Source organism: Nocardioides sp. DN36 (assembly GCF_055380375.1).
Genome location: NZ_AP043822.1, coordinates 175685 through 199827, shown reverse-complemented (window position 1 = coordinate 199827; position 24143 = coordinate 175685). Strand labels below are relative to the sequence as shown.

At 66.6% G+C, this 24143-nt stretch carries 23 protein-coding genes; 14 read left to right on the top strand and 9 right to left on the bottom strand.

Annotated features, from left to right (window positions below):
• Window positions 1-41 precede the first annotated feature (41 nt).
• From ACZ43H_RS00895 to ACZ43H_RS00870, 6 genes are all read left to right on the top strand, one after another.
• Window positions 42-1505: a type IV secretory system conjugative DNA transfer family protein gene (locus ACZ43H_RS00895; protein WP_011776835.1), complete on the top strand. Its 1464-nt coding sequence runs from the start codon at window positions 42-44 to the stop codon at window positions 1503-1505.
• Between the two features lie 87 nt (window positions 1506-1592).
• Window positions 1593-2207, top strand: a complete 615-nt coding sequence (locus tag ACZ43H_RS00890) for a hypothetical protein (RefSeq protein ID WP_464583057.1) — start codon at window positions 1593-1595, stop codon at window positions 2205-2207.
• 5 nt (window positions 2208-2212) lie between these two features.
• Window positions 2213-2911, top strand: a complete 699-nt coding sequence (locus ACZ43H_RS00885) for a helix-turn-helix domain-containing protein (protein ID WP_011776837.1) — start codon at window positions 2213-2215, stop codon at window positions 2909-2911.
• 15 nt (window positions 2912-2926) lie between these two features.
• Window positions 2927-3676 carry a hypothetical protein gene (locus tag ACZ43H_RS00880; protein ID WP_011776838.1) on the top strand — a complete coding sequence of 250 codons (750 nt, stop codon included), beginning with the start codon at window positions 2927-2929 and terminating at the stop codon, window positions 3674-3676.
• Window positions 3677-3742: 66 nt separating this feature from the next.
• Complete coding sequence (locus ACZ43H_RS00875; protein ID WP_043806879.1) at window positions 3743-4048, top strand: hypothetical protein; 306 nt, start codon at window positions 3743-3745, stop codon at window positions 4046-4048.
• Window positions 4049-4099: 51 nt separating this feature from the next.
• Complete coding sequence (locus ACZ43H_RS00870; protein ID WP_011776840.1) at window positions 4100-4588, top strand: hypothetical protein; 489 nt, start codon at window positions 4100-4102, stop codon at window positions 4586-4588.
• A gap of 428 nt (window positions 4589-5016) precedes the next feature.
• Here ACZ43H_RS00870 and ACZ43H_RS00865 read toward each other — a convergent pair whose 3' ends face one another.
• Genes ACZ43H_RS00865 through ACZ43H_RS00855 form a run of 3 tightly spaced genes read right to left on the bottom strand, consistent with a single transcriptional unit; the run spans window position 5017 to window position 6919 of the window.
• Window positions 5017-6114 (bottom strand): tyrosine-type recombinase/integrase, encoded by a 1098-nt coding sequence (locus ACZ43H_RS00865; RefSeq protein ID WP_464583054.1) that lies wholly within the window; start codon window positions 6112-6114, stop codon window positions 5017-5019.
• Between the two features lie 26 nt (window positions 6115-6140).
• On the bottom strand, window positions 6141-6353 hold the full coding sequence (locus ACZ43H_RS00860; RefSeq protein WP_052295563.1) for a helix-turn-helix domain-containing protein: 213 nt from the start codon (window positions 6351-6353) through the stop codon (window positions 6141-6143).
• The gene (locus tag ACZ43H_RS00855; protein ID WP_464583052.1) at window positions 6332-6919 is read right to left on the bottom strand and encodes a tyrosine-type recombinase/integrase; all 588 of its coding nucleotides are present in this window, start codon (window positions 6917-6919) and stop codon (window positions 6332-6334) included. The genes ACZ43H_RS00860 and ACZ43H_RS00855 overlap by 22 nt, the downstream gene beginning before the upstream one ends.
• A 246-nt stretch (window positions 6920-7165) precedes the next feature.
• On the opposite strand from ACZ43H_RS00855, the gene ACZ43H_RS00850 reads away from it, so the two are divergent.
• The 4 genes from ACZ43H_RS00850 (at window position 7166) to ACZ43H_RS00835 (ending at window position 10456) form a co-directional block, all read left to right on the top strand.
• The gene (locus ACZ43H_RS00850) at window positions 7166-8326 is read left to right on the top strand and encodes a helix-turn-helix domain-containing protein (RefSeq protein WP_143711723.1); all 1161 of its coding nucleotides are present in this window, start codon (window positions 7166-7168) and stop codon (window positions 8324-8326) included.
• A 17-nt stretch (window positions 8327-8343) separates the two neighbouring features.
• Window positions 8344-9045, top strand: coding sequence for a creatininase family protein (locus tag ACZ43H_RS00845; protein WP_011776845.1), 702 nt, complete (start codon window positions 8344-8346; stop codon window positions 9043-9045).
• 133 nt (window positions 9046-9178) lie between these two features.
• Window positions 9179-9907, top strand: coding sequence for a DUF2637 domain-containing protein (locus tag ACZ43H_RS00840; RefSeq protein WP_011776846.1), 729 nt, complete (start codon window positions 9179-9181; stop codon window positions 9905-9907).
• A gap of 264 nt (window positions 9908-10171) precedes the next feature.
• On the top strand, window positions 10172-10456 hold the full coding sequence (locus tag ACZ43H_RS00835) for a hypothetical protein (RefSeq protein ID WP_011776847.1): 285 nt from the start codon (window positions 10172-10174) through the stop codon (window positions 10454-10456).
• Window positions 10457-10844: 388 nt separating this feature from the next.
• Here ACZ43H_RS00835 and istB read toward each other — a convergent pair whose 3' ends face one another.
• The 6 genes from istB to ACZ43H_RS00805 all read right to left on the bottom strand — a co-directional run bounded on the left by istB (window position 10845) and on the right by ACZ43H_RS00805 (window position 19125).
• Window positions 10845-11648 carry an IS21-like element ISAau2 family helper ATPase IstB gene (istB, locus tag ACZ43H_RS00830; protein ID WP_011776848.1) on the bottom strand — a complete coding sequence of 268 codons (804 nt, stop codon included), beginning with the start codon at window positions 11646-11648 and terminating at the stop codon, window positions 10845-10847.
• The gene (gene istA / locus ACZ43H_RS00825; protein WP_043806887.1) at window positions 11645-12907 is read right to left on the bottom strand and encodes an IS21-like element ISAau2 family transposase; all 1263 of its coding nucleotides are present in this window, start codon (window positions 12905-12907) and stop codon (window positions 11645-11647) included. Before istA ends, istB begins: the two co-directional genes overlap by 4 nt.
• Window positions 12908-13463: 556 nt before the next feature.
• Window positions 13464-14612 carry an epoxide hydrolase family protein gene (locus tag ACZ43H_RS00820; RefSeq protein ID WP_011776851.1) on the bottom strand — a complete coding sequence of 383 codons (1149 nt, stop codon included), beginning with the start codon at window positions 14610-14612 and terminating at the stop codon, window positions 13464-13466.
• A gap of 4 nt (window positions 14613-14616) precedes the next feature.
• The gene (locus tag ACZ43H_RS00815) at window positions 14617-15132 is read right to left on the bottom strand and encodes a cupin domain-containing protein (protein ID WP_052295564.1); all 516 of its coding nucleotides are present in this window, start codon (window positions 15130-15132) and stop codon (window positions 14617-14619) included.
• 519 nt (window positions 15133-15651) lie between these two features.
• On the bottom strand, window positions 15652-17178 hold the full coding sequence (locus tag ACZ43H_RS00810; protein ID WP_143711724.1) for an APC family permease: 1527 nt from the start codon (window positions 17176-17178) through the stop codon (window positions 15652-15654).
• 351 nt (window positions 17179-17529) lie between these two features.
• Window positions 17530-19125, bottom strand: coding sequence for an FAD-dependent oxidoreductase (locus tag ACZ43H_RS00805; protein WP_011776854.1), 1596 nt, complete (start codon window positions 19123-19125; stop codon window positions 17530-17532).
• A 214-nt stretch (window positions 19126-19339) separates the two neighbouring features.
• Here ACZ43H_RS00805 and ACZ43H_RS00800 point away from each other — a divergent pair, with 214 nt between their 5' ends.
• The 4 genes from ACZ43H_RS00800 to ACZ43H_RS00785 are packed head-to-tail and all read left to right on the top strand — an operon-like array spanning window position 19340 to window position 23986.
• Complete coding sequence (locus ACZ43H_RS00800; RefSeq protein WP_011776855.1) at window positions 19340-20455, top strand: Zn-dependent alcohol dehydrogenase; 1116 nt, start codon at window positions 19340-19342, stop codon at window positions 20453-20455.
• Window positions 20452-20877 carry a hotdog domain-containing protein gene (locus ACZ43H_RS00795; protein ID WP_238324730.1) on the top strand — a complete coding sequence of 142 codons (426 nt, stop codon included), beginning with the start codon at window positions 20452-20454 and terminating at the stop codon, window positions 20875-20877. The genes ACZ43H_RS00800 and ACZ43H_RS00795 overlap by 4 nt, the downstream gene beginning before the upstream one ends.
• Before the next feature lie 32 nt (window positions 20878-20909).
• Window positions 20910-22517: an AMP-binding protein gene (locus tag ACZ43H_RS00790; protein ID WP_143711738.1), complete on the top strand. Its 1608-nt coding sequence runs from the start codon at window positions 20910-20912 to the stop codon at window positions 22515-22517.
• Window positions 22514-23986, top strand: coding sequence for an aldehyde dehydrogenase family protein (locus tag ACZ43H_RS00785; protein ID WP_011776858.1), 1473 nt, complete (start codon window positions 22514-22516; stop codon window positions 23984-23986). The genes ACZ43H_RS00790 and ACZ43H_RS00785 overlap by 4 nt, the downstream gene beginning before the upstream one ends.
• Window positions 23987-24143 lie beyond the last annotated feature (157 nt).

Here is a 24143-nt window from a genome sequence, read left to right as displayed (position 1 = left end):
ACCCACCCATTAGCCCAACACCGGCAGCGGAAGGAAGCACGATGACAGCCCTCAAGCACGTGAACCCGCACGAGGTGGGCTGGCGCCTCGGCCAGGCAGGCCGCAGCGGACCCGAACTGTGGGTGCCCTTCGACCGCACGACCTGCGTGATCGGCCCCCAAGGCTCCGGCAAGACCCTCGATCTGCTGGTACCGGCACTGCTGGACGCGCCTGGTGGCGCGCTGGTGACGTTGACCAAGCCCGAAGACTTGTTCCTCACCCTGGAGGCCCGCCAGCGCGATGGACGACCGGTCGCGGTCCTGGACCCGTTCAACCTCGCTCCCGGTGCCCCGGAGCTGGTGTGGGACCCGATCGCGGGATGCGAGGAGTCGATCCTCGCCGAGCGGCGAGCTAAGGCGTTCGCCGCCGGAACGATCAAGGGCGCCACCGCGCAGTCGTCCGATCAGGCAGCTCGGTTCTACGCCGGGGAGTGCGCGAAGGTGCTGCAGGCCTACTTCCACGCCGCAGCGATCGCCGGCATCGGCCTGGAAGAGGTGCTGATGTGGGTCTCCAGCCCCCGCGAGTACCCCCAGGCAGAGGAGATCCTGCGCACCCATCCCGCCGCAGAACCCCTGTGGGACGGCCTGCTGCGCGGCGCCCTGTACGGCGACGAGCGGACCGCCGGCAACACGATCACCACCGTCCAGCAGGCGATGGCGCTGTTCTTCCAGCGCTCGATCCGCGAACGCTGCGTCCCCTCCACGGCCCGCCCCGCCACTGACCTCGAGGCACTGATCAAGGCAGGCGGCACCATCTATCTGCTGGGCCGCGACGACCCCTACGCCAGTGCCTCACCGCTGATGACCGCAGTCACCGAGCAGATCCTGGACACGGCCAAGCGGCTGGGGGAGACCTCCCCACACGGCCGGCTATGCCCGCCGTTCCTCGCTTGCCTCGACGAGCTGCCCTCGACCGCCCCGATCCCCACCCTGTCGACCCGGATGGCCAACGAGCGGGCCCTAGGGCTCTCCTTCATCCTCGCCGCCCAGACCTGGCGGCAGTTCGTGGTCTGCTACGGCGAGGACGAGGCGCGCACCATCTACGGGCTCTCCAACAACCTGGTGGTCTTCGGTGGCGGCAAGGACATCCGCTTCTATCAGGAGCTCTCTGACCTGATCGGATCGACCAGCCACACCGAGACCCGGTACTCCGCTCGTGGCCACGAGCTGTTCGGCGTCATGGACCGCTCCTACGACCAGCGCCGCGTGCCGATCCTCGAACCCGCCGAGCTGCGCCGCATCGAGCAGCGCAAGGCCCTGGTGCTGGCTGAGATGTACGACCCGATCATCGCGAACCTTCACCGGTGCATCGACGGCAAGCGCGGCAAGCAGTTGCTGGCCGCACAGCAGCGAGCCCGGCGAGTAGCCCGCGGCGACGACGAGGCCGAACCCACCTCCGCTGTCGCGCCGACGGCAGCGACCGAGCCGGTGTCCCGGACCCGGCAGCGCCTCGGGATGCCGAAGTAGGGAGAGCAGCCGATGACAACGATGCACCCTTCAGAGGTCGCCTCCCGCGCCGCGGCGAGCGGTGCCGCAGCCCCGAACGGAAACGGAATGATGCCGTTGGGCGGGCTGATGGTGCGCCCGTTCCCCGAGCCGGGTCCCACGATCCGCACGGCGATGGAACAACTTCAGCAGGCCACGGTCGAGCCTCCGGCAGACGAGGAGGAGTTGCGCGAGCTCGCGCAGATGCCGCGGCCGTGGGACCCGGCCACGTGCACCGGGCTGATGCGCTCCGAACTGTGGGCGTGGCTGGACCTGGTCGCGATGTGGGTCAACGAGCAACACCTGTGGAACGTGACCCGGCCCGGCATCCCCGAGTGCTGGCCCGCGCACCCCCACCTGGTGCACGACCTCGCGGTCCTCGCCTGCAGCCGCTACTACACCAGCTTCGCCGTCACCCCGGCTGCGTTGGAGGACTGGCATCGCTACGCGCTGCCCGGATTCCTCGAGCGGCTCCGCGACCGGCTCGGCGACGGCTGCCAGCCCGGCAAGCACCAGCCCCGGCCCCGGCGCGAGCGCGACGAGAGCCACGCCTCGACACGGGTCCGCCGAGGCCGCCGACAGCGCTACCGCGACGACGTCGAGCGGGCCGGGGAGCTGGCAGCGGCCGCCAGCGAACCCGACGACCCGAAGCCCGAACACGACGACCTTCACGAAAGGTGGTAACGACAGTGGCTACGCCCGACACCAGCCGTCGGCTCCGGCTCGTCGACGAGCAAGACCAGCCCGACGATCGCGTCAAGACGCCCGGCGGGGAGCTCACCGCCAAGCAGGCAGCGGCGTTCGCCGCGCTCGTCGCGAACGCGAACCAGGCCGCCGTCGAGCGCACCCTCGATCAGATGAACGCAGCGCAACTACGGTCGCTCGCGATCGCGCTGGCCGCCCAGGTCAACGCCGCCGAAACCGCAACCGGCGAGGTCGCCGACGTCGGCCCCGACGGCATCTGCGCGATCGCGATCGCCACCGCTGCCCAGTCCTTCGGCACCACCCGCGACGCCGTGCTCAGCGCCGACCGCCATCGGGCTGTGACCGACGCCCGCGCCGTCGCGATGACGGCGGCACGCCGCGGCGGACTGACCCTCCCGGCGATCGCCGCCTACTTCGGCAAGGACCACACCAGCGTCATGTACGCCCAGAACAAGGTGGCGAACAACCCGCGTCTCAACGCCGTCTGCGCCCGCATCGTCGACCAGCTCGACGAGCACTACGCGGAGCCGACCAGCGTCCCCGCCGAGGTCCCCGACGACGCGCACGGCCGCAGCACCACCTTGCAGCTGGCCGCCCTCGACCAGGCCCGCAGCGACGCGGCCCGCCGCCACCGCGACGAAGACAGCCAGCGGCACACGGTCTCGACCGCACCTGCCCGGTGAAGGGTGGGGGTCAGGATGTTGAACCGGGACCAGCAGAACCTGCTCGGCACCCTGGGTGCCGCCATGGCCGCCGATGCTCTGCTGGATCGTCTCCGCGAGCGCGGCACGCTGGAGGGTGGCCGGTCGGCGCCGCAGGACGGCTGCTGGATCAGTTACAACCGCAAAGCGGTCTGGCTCGAAGACCACTCCCAGTTCTCCGAGGCGGCCCTGCGCGAGGCCGGTGACGCCGGCGCCGCCGGCACCGCACAGGCGTGGCGACGCACTAGGCCGAAGGTCGTGCTGAAGGTGACCTGGGCCGAGGCCGCAGCGTACGGCGCGGCCCTGCCGCAGCCATTGCGCGAGGAGTTGGACACGCTGCGGCGCACCGAACGCGACGAGAACCGCAGCTGGAGCGGATTCAGTGACGCTCGCGGGGGCTGGCCATGGCGCCGGCGTTTCGAGTCCGACGAGGAACACCAAGTGGCCCAAGCCGAGTGGGACGAGGCCTACGGAAACCATCTCGCCGCGCTGCGGAAGGTGTGGGACCGCCAGAAGGCCGCGATCGCGCGTGCGCTCCCGCTCACGGTCGACGACGAGCCCACCGACCTGCTCGAGCTTCTCGACCAACAGGCACCGGCGCCGCCCCCCGCGGCTCCGGCCGCACCGTCGACTACGGCCGCCGCGTTGCAGGAGGCGGCGTTGCGCCCTGCCGCCAGCGGGCCGGTTGCGGCTGCCGATCACGGCCTCTTCACGCTGCCAGCCAGCAACCATGGGTACGCCCGCTGAGCCGCGGACAGCCGCGACGTCGGGCGGCTCTACTACGGTGACGTACAGGCTGGCCGGAGCCAGCGGGTGGGAGTGACGATGCGAGGCCAGGCTGTGCAGCTCGCGGGCGACGACGTGCTGGATGCAGTCGGGTTCACGCTCTCGCTGATTGTCGCGGTCGGGTTCGTCGCCTTGGTGTGGTGGCTCGGCAAGATCACGAGGCTGTGGTGGCTGCTCGGCGTTCTTCGGGAGCGGTGGCAATCAGGGCTCCCCGGTGCCGGGCCCTGTGAGTGGCCAGGCTGTCCGGCCGACGCGCTGAGGTACGGACGCTACTGCGCCGAGCACGAGTACCAAGAGCGCGTCCGGTACGAGGAGTCTCGACGCTGGTCCTGACCCCAACACACAGGCCTCAGAAGTGTCGGTGCCGGCGGTTAGGTTGCGCTCATGCAGCTCACGGCGGATGAAATCGACCGGTTCTGGTCGTACGTCGTGAAGGGCCCTGGCGAGACAGACTGCTGGATATGGACCGGCGCCATAGGCGACGACGGGTACGGCCGCTTCTGGGTCCAATCCCGGTTGCAAGTTCGTCCGCGTGTGTTGCGGCCGCATCGGGTGGCGTGGGCGTTGGCCGAAGGGCAGTCGATCGACCTTCCACCGGTGGTCGAGCACGTCGTGTGCGACAACCCGGTCTGTGTGCGGGCCGACGGCACACTCCTGGATCACTTGGAGGGCTCTACCCAAGCCGCGAACCTGTCGCGGATCGCTCAGCATGGGCGCAGCGGCGCCCGCGGCTACCGGGGCCGGATGCTCGGCCGAGAGGCGATGTATCGGCGGTCGCTGGCACTGCGTGCCGCTGTCGCGGACGGCTGGGACGACGAACGAATCGCGCGTGCCCTCGCCTCGGTCGACGAAGCACAGATGGCTTTGTTCTGACCTGGACCTGCCGGTAGATCGTCGAGGGCGCCGTGGTTCGGCGCCCTCCTCGTTCAATGTTGCCCTACTTCTTCTTCGGCGGGGTGGCGCGGTTGCTGGGCAAGGTTCGAGTACCGCGCGCACGGCTGCCGAGGCCGACCTGAGGCTGTGCTCCGCCATGGCCGGCTGTGTCCCCAAGCGCCTTGGGCAGCCTTGAGTCCGGGTCCAAGCCGAGCGCCTTCTTGTACGCGGCGTCTGCGGCCGCCTGCTTCTCTGCAAGCTTCACCAGGCGCGAGTTCGACCTCGTCGACGACGCTGCCCTCGCGGCCTTTTTGACTCGTCTCTTGCTCGCCACGGTCCGAGGGTAGATCGGCGCGTCCGCTTTTCAGGCAGAACGAAACCGCAGGTCAGGACCGCGGAGACGGCCGGCGTGCAGTCCACGTGCAACATCACTTGATCGTCACCGACTTCGGCAGGTGAGCGGCATTGCCGTGCTCGGCGATGACGCTGAGCGCCTCAGCGATGGCCTCGTCGCGGCCGTTCACGGTGTGGAGGTACCGCATCGCAGCAGCGGGGGAGGAGTGCCCGAGCCTCTTCATGAGGTCGGCAAGTGTGGCGCCGGTCGCGGCTGCCAAGGTCTGACCGGTGTGCCTCAGGTCGTGGAAGCGGAAGCCGGTCATGCCCAGTCGGTCACGTGCGCGGGAGAACGCTTGCGTGAGGCTGTCGCCGGGCATCGGGCCGCCCGTGCTCGAGACGAAGACTCGGGTCTCTCCGGCGTAGGTCCGAAGGTGGTCGCGGAGGAGCGGGATCACGTGCGGCGGCAACGCCACCGTGCGATAGCCGGCATCGGTCTTGGGCTTCGCGTCGAACCTGGACCGCGACGACAGAAGCTCCACCTGGTTGCGGTGCACGCTCACGGTCATGGCCTCCAGGTCGAGATCAGCGCGCCGTAGGGCCAGGATCTCGCCTCGTCTGAGGCCGCCCCAGGCAGCGAGCGCGACGGCCGCCTTGTAGGGGCCAGGAATCTCGCGGATGAGGTCGGCAACTTGGGTGGGCGAGGCGACGGTGCGTCGCTTGGCCCGCGTGTTCCCCGCGCCGGGGATCTGGCACGGGTTCTTCGCAAGCAGCCCCTCACGCACAGCGGTGTTGAGGATGGCGCGCAACAGCCGGTACGACTGGTCGATCGACGTGTTGCCACCCTTGCCGCGCATGGCGGTCGCGTACCAGGTACGCACCAGCGTCGGGGTCAGCGAACGGACCGGCATAGTCGCGAGCGGTGCGAGGTGCAGACGCAGGTTTCGCTCATGAGTCTCTCGCGATCGGGGGCCCAAGCGCCGGTTGTCGTTCAACCACTGCTCGGCGTAGTCAAGGAACGGCACGCTTGCGGCTCGCTCGTCGACCCAGGTTCCCCTGCTGAGATCGAGCTCCACTGCGGCCAGCCATCGGTCCGCGTCTGCTCTGGTCGCGAAGGTGTGGGGCGCCGCCTGGCGCTTGCCCGCCGGCCCGATGAAGGACGCCTGCCAGCGACCGGAGGGCAGCTTCCGCACGAGACCGAAGCGTCGACGCCGTGCCATCAGACTGCCCGCCCTCCGTGCCAGTTCACTTCAGGGGTGCTGACCCGGCCGGCTTCTACGAACGCCTCCAAGTCGCGTTCGGCGATGCGGACGTGCCGACCGACGTGGTGGAAGCAGATCCGCCGCTCAGCGATCAGTCGCCGGACGAACCGTGGCGTGGTGTTCAGTGCGTCAGCAGCCTGTTCGACGGTCAGAAGCTTGGCGAGCGCCACGGCCCTCTCCTGTCCAGGTTGCGCGCGGGCGTGTTTCGGCCACGTCGGCCAGCGGTGATCTGCTGGTTCGGAGGATCGACGCGCGGAACCGCGCCCAGCGTCGTGGGCGTTACCTTCCGGCCCAAACGCTCGCCGAGAACGGCCGTGGGTATGCCGGTCTCGATCGCCGCGACGACGTACGCCTGGCGCATGGCCTGAAGAGGGACCACCGACAGGCCCGCTCGACGGCAGTGCTGGTGGAAGAGGCTGTTCACCGCCTCTGGGTCCAGTCGCGTGCCCTCGTTCGAGGTGAACAGGAGCTCCGATCGCAATCGGCTGCGGTCGACATGCTCCCTGTCCCACGTGATGGCGTGCTCTCGCAGGGCTTCGTGAGCGTCGGGGTCGAGGGCGAAGCGCTTGACCACGGAGAGAGGGACGTCGTCGTCACGCTGCACTCGCTGTGGGGCCAGACTCAGACGCGCCTCCTGCATGTCGACATCGCCCCGCCGAAGGTCGAGCAGGGTGTCCAGCCGTATGCCGGTGGTCGCGACAAGCATCCAGAGGGCGAACAGGCGGTCGTCGCGCACCTGGTCGACGAACTCCCCGAGGTCCTGAGGACTCCACCTTGGTCGCTTCTGTGGGTCAAACGTCGCCACGATGCCTCCCGAGCCGGATTCGTTGTCCTCGATGGAACACCGACGTGCTGACCCGGGGAAGATGACATCGGGTAACACCGGTGATGCCTTGGTTATCCACAGTTGTCCGTCATGGTCTGTGATCTCGTCCTCGCCCTGTGCTGCACTCGATGTGCAGTTCTCGGGAGCGGAGCCACGGTGGAGACGACACGACTCAAGGCAGCGCGGCAGTCACGCGGCTGGTCGCAGATGCGTCTTATTGCCGAGCTGGAGCGCGTGAGCGTTGCGCGGGGGGTCTCGCCTCCGACTCGAGCCAGCCTGAAGACTCAGGTTTCCCGGTGGGAGAACGGCCACGTCGAGCCGGATGAGGTGTACTCCTCATTGCTCGCCGAGGTCTACAGCACCACTGCGGCGGATCTGGGCCTGCAGTCCGAACCGGCGCTGTGGCTTCCCAGGCCGATGGTCGACGGTCAGCCTTCGAGCGATCTGGTCGAGTCCTTGAGCGGTGTGCTCGAGGAGTACGCCCGCGCTGACAACGCGGTCGGCCCCGGCTACCTCATTGGGCTGACCGTCCAGCACGTCACGGAGCTCGAAAGGGTGGCGGCGGAGGCTCGGGGATCGTTGCGGGTGCAGATCCTGGCGTTGTGCTCGCGATTCGCCGAGTTCGCCGGCTGGCTCTGCCAGGACGCCGGCGACGTGCTGGAGGCCGAGCGCTTGACGGACCGGGCTCTGGATTTCGTCGAGGGCAGCGACGACGCGACGGCTCGCGCCTACCTGCTGATGCGCAAGAGCGCCATCGCTTCTGAACGGCGTGATTCCGTGCGTGCTCTCAATCTGGCTGAGGCGGCGTCCGGTAGCGATCCGAGCCGCTTCCCGCCGCAACTGCGCGCGTTGCTCGCCCGCCAGGTCGCCATCGCGCACGCCACCGTTCGCAATCAGCTCGAGAGTGATCGGGCCGCGGACGAGGCGCTCGAGGCTCTCGCGGTCGGCGGGTCAGATGCGCCGACCCACTTCGCCTACTGCACGCCGGCGTACGTCCTCATGGAGACGGGCTCCGCGGCAGCCCGCATGCGTATGTACGAGGTGGCGACCGACCGGTTGTCGGAGGCCGTGGACACCTGGCCGGATGGCTTCCGACGGGATCATGCCTTGGCGCACGCCCGCCTGGCCCTGGTCGAGGCGGCCCGGGGCAACATCGCGGCGGCGTGCGCGAGTGGGAAGGACGCCCTCGATCTCGCGACCGTCGCCCCTTCTGCGCGCACGCGGGCCGTTCTGAAGGCCCTGGACAAGAGACTCGCACCGCATGAGCGGTCTACGGTGGTCTCAGAGTTCCGGAGCTACTCGGGCGAGCCGGACTGAGGCGCCGAGGAGGAGAGGTGGACTTCCTTCCCACCGCCACGTCGAGCGATGAGGCCGCGCGCAACGCGAGCATTGCGGTCCTCCCCATCGGGAGCTTCGAGCAGCATGGCAGTCACCTTCCGCTCGCGACTGACTCCATCGTCGCGTGCGCGGTCGCCGAGGCAGTCTCTAGTCAGTACGACCTCATGCTGCTGCCGCCGGTGACGATCTCCTGCTCCCACGAGCACAGCGACTTCGCCGGCACGGTCAGCATCAGCGCCGCGACGCTGTACGCCGTCGTCAAGGACGTCGCCGCATCTCTCGACCAACGCGGCGTTCGCAAGCTGGTCCTCGTCAGCGGGCACGGCGGCAACTACGTGCTCGGCAACGTGGCTCAAGAGGGCAACGTCGGCACGTGCCGCATGGCGCTGTTCCCGCACCGCGACGACTGGGAGCAAGCTCGCAAGGCTGGCGGCCTCACGACTTCGAACCATGAAGACATGCACGGCGGCGAGCTCGAGACCTCGATCCTCCTGCACGTCGCCCCGGAGTTGGTTCGTGGTGACGCCGACGATTGGGTGGCGCCGGAGCGCACCCACCTCCACCAGATCGGAGTGGCCGGCTATTCGCAGTCCGGCATCATCGGCCGGCCGTCGCTCGCATCGGCCGAGCGCGGGCGCCTCGTGCTCGAGGAACTGGTCCGGCTCGCGGAGCCGCATCTTGAACACCTGACGGGCTGACAACGTCGAAGCAAGGCCCCCGGCGATCCAGAACCCGAGTTCTCCACAGATCAGTCGCGCACGCCGTTCCGAGGCTCTTGTTCGTGCTGCACTGAGTGGCGGTGGAAGGCTCCTCGGGAGGTGCAGCTCGATCATGGCCACTCCAGATCGGCGTGCTGCTCGAACAGCTGCCGTCGGTGTCCTGTTGGTGGCGGTGACGGCGGCTGTCATCAGCTTCTCGCACGTTCGATCAGTGGCGATTCGTGCCGGCGAGACGCAGTTGACGTCCTGGCTGCTGCCGATCTCCATCGACGGCGCGGTTGTAGCTGCCGTCTCGGTGCTGCTGGCCGATTCCCGTGCCGGCCGCCGGCCGGCAGCCCTGACCTGGCTGCTCCTCGGACTCGGTATCTCGGCATCGCTCGTGGCGAACATCGCCTCGGCCGAACCGACGGCAACCGCTCGTGCCGTCGCTGCCTGGCCGCCTCTGGCGCTTGCCCTCGGCATCGAGGTCCTTGCCGGCCTCGCCCGCCGCAACGGACGGCCGCGACCGGAGGAAGCGAACATCAGGCCGGTGGCTGCGCAGCCGGTAGCGACTGGACTGACCGGCAGTGGCGCAGGAGGGCCTACGCATGCACTGGATGCTGGCGGCATCTTCGGCATGCTGCCGCCTTCTCGCACCGGCAGCAGCAATGGCCGCGATGCCGACCGGCCTGCCGCTCTTGACGATGGCAGCGCCGTGGAACTGATTCGTCGGCTCGACATGGCGGCACCGACCGGCCGGGTTTCAAGGCTGGAGATCCAGAAAGCCCTTGGCTGCGGTGGATCTCGCGCCGCGCGTCTGGCCGAACTCGCGCGCTCGGCTGGTGCGAGGGCGGCTGACTAGAAGGTGAGATCACCTCTCCCGTCGAGTGTGGCCTGGTTCACATCCACATTGCGGTACTACCTCCCGGTAGCGAGTCTCGTCAGTTCTACCTTCGCGTCAGCCGGTGCGGGTCTTCTCCCTCCGCTCCTCCCAAGGACTCTCCCAATCGTCCCGCGGCTCCTGGACCCGCACCGGCACACCAATGCAGGCGGCTGGCATCTCGGGATTCACCTCAGCTGATTCGACCAGCTCGGTCAGTTTGAAGTCGGGCGGAGGCGGCATCTGATGAACCCCTGGGCGCACCACGATCGATTCTCGGCGATCAACGATGCTGCGATGCGACAAGTGGGCGCAGAGGACTTGATCGTGGAGATCGCTGCCGCACTGTCCGTGGCCGGTGAGTACGTCGCGCGCCTCGACCTCCGGCCGACCCAGCGCATCGTCGACTTCAACTGGGCGGCACGCCAGGCGGCCCGGCGACTGGGAATCACGGTCGACGTCACCAGCCAGCTCATGAAGGCGGACGATCAACTGCAGGTCTGGGTCAGACCTGGACGGCCACCCAGCTGACCGTTGCTCTGGGCAGGTGGCCCAGAGATGAAGAGAAGCGACACACCTCTTGCACCATCGGTGAAAAGGCCGCCCTTCTGCGCGGCCATCTTTCGCCGTCGAACTGCGCTGGCGGTGGGCGCGGTGACCCTGCTCTACTCGACAATGATGAATAGGTCGTCGGTTCGATTCCGACAGGCGGCTCCAAAACAGGCGTCTGACCTGCGGTTCTGCGCTTCGGGCAAGTCTCGGCCCCACCAGTTTGGGGGGCCAGTCCGGTGATACTCCGGTGAAACCCCGCTGACCTCCCCCACGGCAGTCACCTCGCAGCGACACGGCGGCTGAGCGATGTCAACGCCGCCCGAAAATTGACCCCTTTTCGCCGGTTGAAAATTGACCCCCTTGGTGGTCATGGTTCTTCGGTTGTCGACGCCGGCACTCGGCCGAGGTCGCGGTCTTTGAGCCGGTAGGAGTCGCCCTTGAGGGCAACGACCTCGGCGTGGTGGACGAGCCGGTCGATCATCGCGGCGGCGACGACGTCGTCGCCGAAGACCTCGCCCCAGCGGCCGAAGGGCTTGTTGGAGGTGACGATCAGCGAGGCGCGCTCGTAGCGGCTGGAGACGAGCTGGAAGAACAGGTTGGCGGCCTCGGGCTCGAAGGGGATGTAGCCGACCTCGTCGACCACCAGCAGCGGGTAGCGGCCGAGCCGCACCAGCTCGTCGTGGAGCCGGCCGGCGTGGTGGGCCTCGGCGAGCCGGGCCACCCACTCACTTGCGGTGGCGAACAGCACCCGGTGCCCGGCCTGGCAGGCCCTGATCGCCAGGCCGATGGCGAGGTGGGTCTTCCCGGTGCCGGGTGGGCCGAGGAAGACCACGTTCTCGCGTGCGACGACGAAGTCGAGGGTGCCTAGGTGGGCGATCAGGTCGCGTTTCAGCCCGCGGGCGTGGTCGAAGTCGAACTCCTCCAGGCTCTTCCGCGCGGGGAACCGGGCGGACCGGATCCGGCCCTCACCGCCGTGGGACTCCCGGGCGGAGACCTCGCGTTGCAGGCAGGCGACCAGGAACTCCTCATGGGTCCAGGACTCCGCCCGAGCCCGCTCAGCCAACCGCGGCACCGCCTCCCGCAGCGTCGGCGCCTTCAACGCCCGGGTCAGGAAGCTCACCTCACTGGCCAGGTCGCGCTGCGCAGCAGCCGCGGTCTTTCGGGCGGTCATGATGCGAACCCGCCTTCACCGCCGAGGTCGATGCCGAGGGCGGTGTCGTAGTCGCCCAGCGGGCGTTGTTCGACGGCGAGCTCGGTCTCGGCGTCGCGGACCGGCCGCAACGCCCCGACGCGGGTCCGCCGCAGCGTCTTGGCGGCCTGCAGGTGCTCGGGGTCGGTGATCGTCTGGTGCCAGGCCCAGACCCGCTGGTGGTCGGCCACCACGCGGCCTTCGCAGAACACCTTGACCCGGTCCAGGTCGGCGACCACCTCGATGCGGCGGCCGATCACCGCGGGGTGGACGGAGTAGTCGTTGGAGTCCAGCCGCACGTAGTGGTCCCGGGCCAGCCTCGTCGAGTGCCGCCAGCCGACCGCCGGGGCGACCGGTGGCAGGGTGAGCATCGCTTGCCGATCGGCTGCGATCCGGTCGGTCGGAGCGCAGCCCAACGCGCGGCGGGTGCGGGCGTTGACCTGGGTCAGCCAGCCCTGCAGCTGGACGTTGAAGTCGGCCGGGTCGCTGAACACCCGCCCGGGCAGGAACGAGCGCTCCAGGTAGTCATGGGCACGTTCGATGATGCCCTTGTGCTCCGGCTCGGCCGGCTTGAGCACGATCACCTTCGTCCCCAGCACCCCGCGGAACGCCTGGCAATCGCCGGTGAGCTCGATCCGGCCGCCACGGTTGCGGCCAATCGCGCCCTCGCCGTCCCAGACCAACAGCCGCGGCACCGCCCCGAGCGCGGAGATCAGCTGCCACCAGCCGGCGAACAGGTCCTCGGCCCGCCGCGACGGGATCAAGATCCCCGACAGCCAGCGGGAGTAGCCGGTCACCATCGTCAACACCGGCAGCTGCTTGGGGCCACGGGTCTGCCCGAACCCGACCGGCAGCTGGATCGGTGGGAACCACAGGTCGCACTGGGCGATCTCCCCGGCCACATAGGTCGTCCGGCCCGCCGGGTCCGGCGGCAGGTAGGCCGGCCGCAGCTCAGCGACCCGCTCCTTGAACACCGTGATCCCACGCGTCCACCCCACGCGCTCGGCGATCACCGTCGCCGGCATCGTCGGCACCGCCGCAAGCTGCTGGCGGATCGCGTCCTCGAACGCATCCACCGCCGACCCCGCCGGCCGCCGCCGATACTTCGGCGGCGCGTCCGAAGCGATCGCGGCCCGCACCGTGTTCCGCGAGATCCCCAACGTCTTGGCGATCGTCTTGATGCCCAACCCCTCCGCTCGACGCAGCCGGCGGATCTCAGCCCAGTCCTCCACAGACAACAACTCCCTTCTCCTCTCGAGCTCGCTTGAGCTCGAGAGTCAGTGCGAAGGGGGTCAAAATTCGGCCGACGCTCCGGGGTCAGTTTTCAGCCGTCGCTGACAAGCGACCGAGCGTTTAAGCTCCCAGCCCGGATCTGGAGTATCGGCATCTCTGCGGGCGCATATCAGCGGAATCTAAAGGCCTCCACCGCGCTGTCGACGCCACATGGCCGAACGGTCTAGAGGGGCCCCGCGCATCGGCGGCGACCATCACCTTGCCCGGAGCTGGTGCACGTCATCGGGCCTGTCCTCCGCGCGTACATACGAGATCATCACTGGTCCGCAGTGCAGCACTCGCGTGCGCGAACCGACCGACGACTCACCCGTCTTTTCCCCGCTCCTACCTCGATGTCACCCCGGATCGCGGCAACAGCGTGACGGGTGCGCGCTCAGCGGCATAGGAGAGTGCGATTCCGTGGGCGTCGGTCGAGCAGCCCGACGCCAGTTCCACGCCCGGGAAGCCATCCTGAACGGAATCGCCCCAATGCGTTGCCTCGTTAAGAACATCCTTGAGCGCTTGTCAATAGCCAAGTTCACCGAAGAACGCACGGACATCTTCGACAAGGAGCCCCGGCTCCTCGAGTGCCGGGAAGTGCCCACCGGCCGCCATCTCGGTCCAGCGGCGCACGTCATAGCGGGCATCGACCCAACTGCGGGGCGGGTGGTACATCTCGCGAGGGAACATCGCGCAAGCTGTCGGCACGTTGACGAAAGCCTGGTCATACCCGAACCTTGGCCTCATCGACGAGTACTCGCGGTAAAGGCGCATCGATGAGGTGATGGTGCCTGTCAGCCAGTAGGCGGTTACGGTCGCCAGCAGTTCGTGTTTGCTGAAGCGTCGTTCCACGTTCCCTTCGCAGTCGCTCCAGTTCTGGTACTTCTCCACGATCCACGCCGCCAGGCCCGCCGGCGAGTCGTTCAGGGCGTGTCCCAGGGTCTGGGGCTTGGTGGACTGGATGAGGTCGTAGCCCATCTCCTCAGCGAGCCACGCCTCCTCACGTTTCATGGCTGCGCGTTCGGTGCTCGTGACGGGGCTTTCGCGGAGTGGCCGGCGAACCAGCACCAGGTTCAGATGCAATCCCAACACACGCGCGGGGTCAGCCAACGCCATTTCGGTGCCGATCATCGAGCCCCAGTCCGTGCCCTGGATCGCGAACCGCTCGTAGCCGAGCTGTTCCATCAGATCGAGGAATGCGCGTGCCATGCGGCGTACATCCCAGCCCAGCGAGGTCGTCGGGCCGGACCAGGCGAATCCGGGCAGCGAGGGGCACACGACATGAAATGCGGCCTGGTTGGCTGGTGGGCTGGCCAAGGGTTCGATGACTTTGTGCCACTCATAGACCGTCCCGGGCCAGCCGTGCAGCATCAGAAGCGGCGTGGCATCCTCGCGTGGAGATCGGTGATGGATGAGATGAAGGTTCTCGCCGTCCACCGAGGTGAGGTACTGATCGAACTGGTTCAACGTCGTTTCGACAGTGGACCAGTCGAACTGCTCTCGCCAGTAGGCGCAGAGATCGCGGACGTACTCGGTGGACAGGCCGAATCGACCGTCCGAGGATTCGAGTTGGTCGGGGAACCGGGTGGCGGCCAACCGCGCTTTTAGGTCCTCGAGGTCGGATGCGGCAGCCTCGACCCGGAAAGGTCTGAACCCGTCGATGTGCCCGCTCAACTCATCACCAGAAGTAGCCCGGCGACGTGGGCATCGGGAGGTCGTTCACGGCGTGGAACTGCTCGATTTCCTGCTTCCACATCACTGGATCGCGCACCACCGCGGGGGTGAGGTCCTCATTGAGGAACTCCAAGGGGCCGCTGCTCCAGATCAGCACGGTGCACCCGTCGTCAGACACCTCCGTGTGGGTGTTGCCGGGCGGCTCGTAGACCAGGGTGCCAGGACCAGCCGACCACTGCTCCTCTATGTAGTTCAGAGTGCCTTCGAAGACCCACAGGAACAGCGGGGCATGATGCTTGTGGTAGGGCACGGGCTTGCCCGGTGGGATCTTGACGATGATGATCCACTCGCCCGTCTCCATGTTCAGCCGTAAGTATTTCTGGTCGAAGTACCCGCTCGGCATCCACGGGTGGTCCTCGGAGTCGATCTTGATACCTAGCACCTTCGGGTCGACGACTGAGCGTTCGTGCTTCCACTCGTCCGGGGGCAGGGTGGGCGCGCCAGGCAGATTGTTCAGCACAACTGGGCTCCGACTCACGAGGTGGCACCTCTCTTGGTCGTACGGCGAGCACCCGGCAACACACCTCGGGGAGCATGTCGCCAAGCTCTTCTGATCGTGGCTCCCATCATGCGAACGAGTTGGGTCGCGCGGTGAGTGCCGAGCGCACATCAGATGGCCGGTCAGTGTGCAACGAGCTCGCGCCTCCACGACGTCTCCCAGCGACGCCTCGACGACCGCTCATCGCCTGATGAGCCGAGCCAGCAAGGAATCAGGCGCCGCCTTCTCGACGTCCTTCTGGTCGCGCGTCCGCCGCACCGTTCGACGCGTGGTCCGATGCCCACTGCTCTTCGGCCGACTCTCGTCCGTGACGCCGCGGCGGTGAACCAAGAGGTCAAGCGTGTGCTCCGGTGGTCGCGGCGCTCTCCAGGCGCCACGACTCCGCGACGGACATGGCCGTTCGGCGTACGTCGGGTGCGAGGTAACGGTGACCGGGACGGCGGCACGATGGCCCATCCCGGTCACTGCCTTGGTGGTGCGTCAGTCTCGCGACTGGCCCTCGCGGACGTACATCTCATCGACGAAGATCTCCTCGAGTTCCTCATCGTGCAGTTGTCCGATGCTCTCGAAGCGCTGGCGGTCCGTCCGCCGCAGCCACATCGCGTAGGCGAAGCCGCCCACTGCAATGACGGCGACGTACAGCGGGATGAGCTTGACGACTAGGTTCTCCGTTCCCGCAAGGAACGTGATGTTCCGAAGGAGCAGCCACACCACAACGCCCTGCGCGAGCGCACCGATGACGGGAGCCAGCATGGTCTTCCACCAGTCGCCGGGGCTGTTGCGACCCACGCGGTTGAAGTAGCCGATCACTGCGACCGAAACGACGAGCTGTACGACAATCACGGCAAGTGTGCAGAAGATCGGCAGCCAGGTACCGAGCTGCAGGAGCGGCTGGGCCCCACCGATGGCGAACAGCGCCACCGTCACGGTCGCGATCGACGCCTGGACAGCGGCTGCGAGGTAGGGGGACTTGTGAGTCTGATGAGTGCGTCCGAGCGCCTTGGGCAGGATGCCGTCCCTTCCAAGAGAGAACAGGTAGCGGGTTGCGTTGTTGTGGAAAGCGAACGAACAGGCGAAGAAGCTCGTCACCACCAGGAAGTCCATGATCGTGCGGATCGTGTGGACCGTGTGAAGATCTGCCAGCTCGAAGAAGTACTGGTCGAGCAGAGAGCCGGCCTTCGCCGGCGAATCCTTACCGAACCCGACGATGCCGGCGTAGGCAGCGAAGGTGTAAAAGATGCCCAGGGTCAGAACGGCGATGTAGGTGGCTCGCGGCACTGCCCGCTTGGGATCCATCGTCTCCTCGCCGTAGATCGCTGTGGTTTCGAAGCCGATCCACGACCAGAAGGCAAGGAAGAAGCCGATACCGACGGCCGGGGCCGTACCCCACTGGCTCGGGTCAAACGCTGAGGGAACCTGGCCCGAGCTTCCGCCCGATCCCACGGTCGCGATGCATACGACGAGTACGACCAACACCTCGACGGTCAGAAGGACGCTGAGGATTCGTGCGCCGTAGGTGATCCGGTAGAAGGAGATGACGAACATGAGAGCCAGCGCCGCGATGCTGCACCAGTACCATGCGATATGCAGGCCGAAGTGCGCTTGCAGCAGGGCAGAGGTGTAGAAGCCAAAGCCGCCGGCGATTGCCGGGGAGATCATGCTGTAGGCGGCCATGACCGTGAAACCGACGGCGAGACCGGTCGGTCGCCCGAGGCCGTGGGCTGTGAAGGTGTAGAAGGCGCCCGCTGACGTGATTCGCTTCGCCATCTGGGCGAACCCGACCGTGAAGGTCAGGAGGATGACGGTGGTCGCGGCGTAGGTGAGGGCTGTCGACATTCCCGCGCCGACATTGAGCGAAATCGGGATGTAGGCCGAGACCACCACGAGCGGCGCGGCAGCGGCCGTGACCATGAAGACGATGTGGAAGAAACTGATCGAGCTGCGCAGCAGGTTCGTAGACGCGGAGGGTTCCGGCGTTCCCGACTGGGACGTCGCGGTTTGGGTCATCGACTCTTGCCTTCCTTGTAGGACCCGGAGGGTGTTGCCCGGAGTCCAGCCGTGATGTCGGTCACGGAAACGTATGTGGCTCTGTGTGTGCGATGTATGTCCTCCGCGAACACACAAGAGACCGCGTATGTGCAAACAGCATGCCGCCGGTTCCCGACGCAATCCGTGCTGCTGACATGCTGAGGGCAAGACCCAGTAGTACCGGAAAACATAGGTGGAAAGGTGCATTCAACCGGACGATCTGGCCCCAGATTCTGCGACCGGCGGGATGCTCAAGTGAGGGCAGCCCAGGCACTGTTATGAGATGCTCAAGGATCGTGTTCTTCCCAAAGCGGTGTCGAATGGGTGCGATCAATTGGCAGCGCGGGAGGCTTCGAGGAGCTGATCGACGCTGATGAACTTCTGGCGAGGCCGCCGGGCTTGCCGTCCGAGTGCGCGTTCGGCCTGGTCGATGCGGGCCCAGCCGTCCTTGTCCACGACGTCGGGTTGCCGCTCGCGCACCACCTTGTCGAGGACATCAGCGCTGGCGGTGGGTTCCTGAAGCGTCCCTCGCTCGAAATCGTTCAGCAGCGATTCGACGGTTTCGGTCGAGTCGACCTTGTTGGTGCCGATCATCCCGGTCGCGCCACGTTTGAACCAGCCTGTGCAGTAGTGGCCGGAGAGCGGGGCACCGCTGCCAGTGAGTATCCGACCAGACTCGTGGAAAGTGGTTCCGCGACTGAGGTCGAAGGGCAGGCCATCGATTTCTCGGCCGCGGTAACCGATCGCGCGGACGACCAGTGAGGCCTGCACCATCTCGGCGGTGCCGTCCTGGCGACGGAATGTCACCGACTCGACACGGTCGGTACCTTCGAACGCTTCGGGAGTCAGGCCGAACCGGAACATCACAGTCCGACCGGGCGCTGGTGGCCGCTCAGCGACCTCCTGCAGGAGACGAACAGCGCGGTCTCGAGGGTCACCGTGGCCGACCTCTGAGCCTTCGGCACGCACAGCGACGTCGTCGGTGTGAATAAGGCTGGAGAACTCTCCTGAGGTAAAAGCCGCGTGCTCTGGACCCCGTCGGGCCGTCACCATCACCTGCTCGAGCTCGCTGCCCATCAGCGCCTCCAGGGCGTGGTCAGAGATCTCAGTCCTTGCCAGGGCGTCGGCAGGGCGGGCAAGGATGCGTGCCACATCCAGCGCGACATTGCCGTTACCGATCACGATCGCGCGTTCACCAGAGAAGTCGAACTGGCGATCGGCGACATCAGGGTGGCCGTTGTACCAGGCGACAAACTCGCGTCCTGAGACGATGCCGGGGAGATCCTCGCCTGGAACTCCAAGCTTCCGGTCATCGCTGGCCCCGACAGCCCAGATGACCGCGTGATGATGTTCGAGGAGCTCCTCGAGGTTGATGTGACGGCCGATCTCGACGTTGAAATAGCAGGTGACCGCCGGTCGGGCCATCATCGCGCTGAACCGGCGGGTGATCTGCTTGGTTTCTGCGTGGTCGGGCGCAACGCCTGCACGGACCAGACCGAACGGGGTCGGAAGCCGCTCGAAGAGGGTGACGCTGACCCCCTTGACGTCGGTCAGTGCGGCAGCCGCGTAGCACCCAGCCGGTCCGGTTCCGACAATAGCGACTCGCAATTCTGGCCGGTCCGCCGGAAGCGTATGACGAGGCGGTTCAACGGGAGAGGACTCGACGATCGGGTTGTCAACGTAGTAGTCAGCGTTCACGGCCAAGTACTCGCTCAACTCATCCGGAAGGTCCCATTCGGGGTGAATAGCGCTGACCGGACATTCATCCATGCAGGCGCCGCAGTCGATGCACGTGGCCGGATCGATGTACAGCTGTTCGGCGGTCGTGAAGTCCGGGTCGCCTGGCCGGGGTCGGATGCATTGGACGGGGCAGACCGGAATGCAGGAGGCGTCGCTACAGCACCCATGAGTGATCACGTAAGTCATTGCTGGATCTCCGGCTGTTTGTTGCGGTTGCACGACCAGGCGCGTGCCTGACGCGGGAGAACAACGGTATGCGTCGCTGTCTCACACCCTTGTGGTGCCGATGCACACGATCCGCGCCATGGCAGTGCCTCCCGCACGTTGTCGCGGATCGGCTTCGGCCACACGATGGTCGGGCCAGCAGCCTCGACGACCAACCGCAGGGAGCCACCCACAGATGCCGACGCAGGTCACCGCCGCCGTCATGACCAAGTCCGGGCAACCGCTCGACTTGCGGCCTGTCATCCTCGATGACCCGCTTGACCATGAGGTCCTGGTCCGGACGTTGGCTGCAGGGCTATGTCACAGCGACCTGCATTACCTGGACGGATCCCTGGAGATCGAGCTGCCCGCGATCCTTGGCCACGAGGTAGTAGGTACCGTCGAGCGAGTCGGAGCGGCAGTATCGGGGCTCAAGATCGGTGACCGGGTCGTTGCAACGGTGACGCCGGCGTGCGGCCTCTGCCGCCAGTGCCTGGCGGGTCGACCGACGCAGTGCATGCGTGTGGACCAGATGCGCGCTCGCCCTCGACCCAAGTTCATGACCACCGACGGCGAACCGATCAATGCGTTGGGGGGCATCGGGGCCTTCGCGGAGGCATTCGTCGTGAGCGAGGCTTCGCTTGGCGTGATCGATGATGCGATACCGGCCAAGGTGGCGTGCTTGTTAGGTTGTTGCGTTACCACCGGCGTCGGTGCAGCGATCCATGGCGCGCGCGTCACCGCCGAGGACACTGTCGCCGTCATCGGCTGCGGCGGGGTAGGAATCGCTGCAATCCAAGGCGCTCGACTGGCCGGGGCCCGCAAAGTCGTCGCCGTCGACACCTCCGAGCAGAAGCTTGAACTGGCCAAGCGGTTCGGTGCGACCGACGGTGTCGTGGCGCAACGCGAAGCAGTCGAAACGCTCGAGCTTCTTCGCGCCATCGAGCCCGAAGGATTCACCCACACGATCGAAGCGGTGGGTCGTGCAGCGACGGCGGAGCTTGCGTTCAATGCGCTGGGAGCGGCTGGAACCGCCACGATCTTGGGACTGATGCCTGCGGACACCGCCTTGCGCATCTCTGCTGATGCGCTCGTCTACGGCGATCGACGCATCCAAGGCGCATATATGGGCGCGAACCGGTTCCTCAGCGACGTGGACATCTTCACAGACCACTACCGCTCGGGCCGGCTCAATCTGGACGACATGGTGACGCAAGCCAGGACCTTTTCGTCGATCAACGAAGGGTTCGCCGCCATGACCGACCCAACCACCGTCAGGGTCGTCGTGGAGTTCGAGGACGCAGCCTCGTGACGGCAACCATCGAAAATGCCGCCAGCCGCGTCGGATTCGCCGTCAAGCATCGCCGTTACGTCGACTACGGTGCCGTCCACTACGCCGGAAACCTGGCGGCAGGAGCGTACATCGTGGGTCTGTTCGGTGACGCCGCCACTGATCTCTCCATCCATCTTGACGGCGACGAAGGTCTGTTCGCTGGGTACCGCGATCTGACCTTCCTGTCCCCACTGCTCGCCGGGGACGTCCTCGAAGTACGTGCTGAGGTGCTGGCGGTGGGCCGTAGGAGCCGCACCATCGGCTTCAGCGCCGTCGCCGTCGCGCGGGCCGTTCCCAAGGAGGGCCAAACCGTCAGCCGGCCACTGCCCAGCCCACTCACTCTCGTTACCGCGACCGGCACGGTCGTCGTGCCGCATGCCACCAAGGAACAAACAGCATGACGGCCGCAATGCGAAACGAGCCCGTCGGAACCATGGTGGACACCCTGTCCGAGACGCTCGCCGACCAGGCACGGCGCCGACCGTCGAAGGCATTCCTGCGGGTCGGTGACGTGTCGCTCACGTACCAAGAGGCCCACGACCGGGTCGACTCCTTCGCTGCCGGCTTTCAGCGCCGCGGCGTGCACGCCGGAGATCGGGTTCTGCTCGTCATGGACAGCAGCGTGGACCATGTGGTCACGTGGCTAGCCCTCAACAGGATTGGGGCGATCAACGTCCCAGCCAACCCAGGTCTGACGCCGTTCCTGCTCTCCAGGGCCATCCAGATGGTCGATCCCTCGATCATCGTGATCGATGCCGCCCACGCTGCGACGCTCGCCACGGCCTGCCACTACAATGGTGTCGGCGCCTGCGTTCCGGTCTACGTAAACCCCGACGGGGATGACAGTTGGCGACGGCTGCTGCCTGAAAGCCTGCCTCTCGGAATGCTTGCGGTCGACGGTGCCTCACCGGAGCCAACAGAGCCTGATCCGCTGGCCACGGCCACAATGCTCTTCACGTCTGGATCGACCGGCGTGCCCAAAGCGTGCGAGCTCTCCCACGCGTACCTGGTTCGTCAGGCACAACTGCACTCGAAGTACCTGCACTTCGAGCCGGAAGACGTGCTCTTCACCCCCTTTCCGCTCTTCCACATCGACGGGGCAACCTTGACGGTAGGAGCCGCGCTCGTCACAGGTGCAACCGCCGCGCTGTCGGCCCGCTTCTCGGCTTCTCGATTCTGGGACCAAGTCCGGCAACATGGGGCGACGGTGTTCAACTTCATGGGAGCGACCGCCAACATGCTGTGGAAGCAGCCCCCCACTGGACGCGACCGCGACCACCCAGTCCGACTCGCCTGGGGCGTACCCATGCCAGCGTGCGAGCCGCACTGGCGAGAGAGGTTCGGCTTCGACCTCGTCGAGGTCTACGGCTTGACCGACGCCGGAGTTCCCGCCTATCAGCCGCTAGGTCTCCCGCGTGTGGCGGGGTCATGCGGCCGCATCATCGACGAGTACGAGATCAGGATCGGCGATCCTGATGGAAACGACGTTCCGGTCGGTCAGATGGGCGAAATCCTGATCAGAAGCGACGAGCCGGGCCTCGTGATGAACGGCTACTACGGGATGCCTGAGGCCACCCAGGATGCATTTCGCGGCGGATGGTTTCACACCAACGATTTCGGCCGCGTCGACGAGCACGGCAACCTCTACTTCGCCGCGCGCGGCAAGGAGGTCATTCGCAGGCGCGGGGAAAACATCGCCGCGACGGATGTCGAAGCAGCGATCGACATGCATCCCCTCGTGCTCGAGTCCGCTGCCGTGGGAGTGCCGAGCGACCTCTCCGAAGATGACATCCGCGTGTTCGTCGTCTTGCAGTCTGGTCAGTCACTGACCCCAGAAGTCCTCGCTGAACACGCCCGCGATCACATGCCCCGTTACATGATGCCTCGGTACATCGACATCGTCGACCATTTGCCGAAGACCCCGACCGAGAAGATCGAGCGATTCAAGCTGGGTGGTCTCCCAATAACGGCCGACACATGGGACGCCCAATCCTCTGCTGCAACTCACCACCACCACGATACGAAGGAACTCCGTCCATGAACGAGATCCGCAAACCGAGAGCCCAGATCGACCTCGTCGGTGGAACGTGGAAGGAGCCGCGGCTCCGGCTCGGTGCGACCCTTGACGACCCCAACACCGGTGCGCCCCGCCAGGAGCAGCTCGCTACCGACCCGCAAGAGGTGGAGAACGCTCTTGGTGCGGCCGAAGCGCTGCATCGGAGCGGGGTCTGGGCGAGCGTACCGGTGCAGACGAGAGTCGATCTCCTGGACCTCGTCGCCGACGGCCTGGTGCAACGCATCGACGAGCTCGGTCACGAGGACGCGATGGCCACCGGGAACCCGCTCGGCGTGGCAACGATGATGGCGTCGTTCCTCGGACCTCGCGTGCGCTCGGCACGCGATCAGTTACTGGAGGTCGGAACCTCGACACCACTGCCGGCCGGCGCGAGAGACGTGCGTCTTCTTCGGCGGCCGATCGGGCCCGCGGTGGTGATTGCGCCCTGGAACGCACCGACGTTTGTTGGCGTTGCCAAGGTCGCGAGTGCTCTTGCCGCCGGCTGCCCGGTCATCCTCAAGCCATCAGAGTGGGCGCCGGCGGGTTGTCAGATCGTGGCCGAGGTCATCGAGGCCGCCATCGACGAATTGGCTCTGCCCGCCGCAGTCTTCCAACTCGTGCACGGGGCAGCCGAGGTCGGTGCTCAGCTGGTTTCGGACCCCCGCGTTCGTGCGATCTCGTTCACTGGGGGCGGCAACGGTGGCCGCGCCGTTGCCGTGGCAGCCGCACCACACTTCACTGCCTTGCAGCTTGAGCTGGGCGGACACAACCCGGCGATCGTCATGCGCGACGCAGACATACCGAAGGCGGCTGCAGCCATCGCCGAAGGGATGACGAAGCTCAATGGGCAGTGGTGCGAGGCACCCGGAAAGGTAATGGTCGATGGCAGCCGACATGACGAGCTCGTCGAGGCCCTCTTCGAGGAGTTGGGTCGCAAGCGAGTCGGTCACTGCCTGGACAAAGCCAGTGAGGTCGGTCCGCTTGCGCACGCTTCCCACCTCGACCATCTGCAACGGCGCGTCGACGAACTAGCCGACGCAGGCGGCAAGGCGCTCAGCAACTCCTCGCTCCCGGACCTGGACGGATGGTTCTTCGCCCCCACGGTCGTGGTCGGGGCCGCGGCTGAGCGCTCGACGCGGGAACTGTTCGGGCCTGTGGTCTCCGTGCACAGTGTCAGCTCGTCTGAGGAGGCTCTGCAGGCGTCGTATGGCCCGGAAACCGGTCTGGCCGGCTTCGTGTTCGGGTCTGATCTCGACGAGGCGATGGATCTTGGCAGCCGCATGCCCGCAGGAGAGGTCCGCATCAACGGGTGCAAGTTGGCCGATCTCGCTGATGGCTCCGAGCAGGAGTTCTGGAACAACGCCGGAATCGGTGCTCATGGCCCTACGGACATGGTCCGCTTCTTCCAGGCTCGTCAGACCGTAGGCGTCGATGACCCAGCCTTGCCGATCTGATGCCAGGTCCCGACGTTCTCGAAGGCACAGGGCCAGTTTGTGTGCTGTGCTTCCTGATCCGCCGAGTGGCGGCGTGGTTCATCCAGACCCTGTCGGCTGGAGCCGGCGCCCAGGAAGGCGATGGTCATTCTCGGCAACCGTGGGGATTCATTCCCTG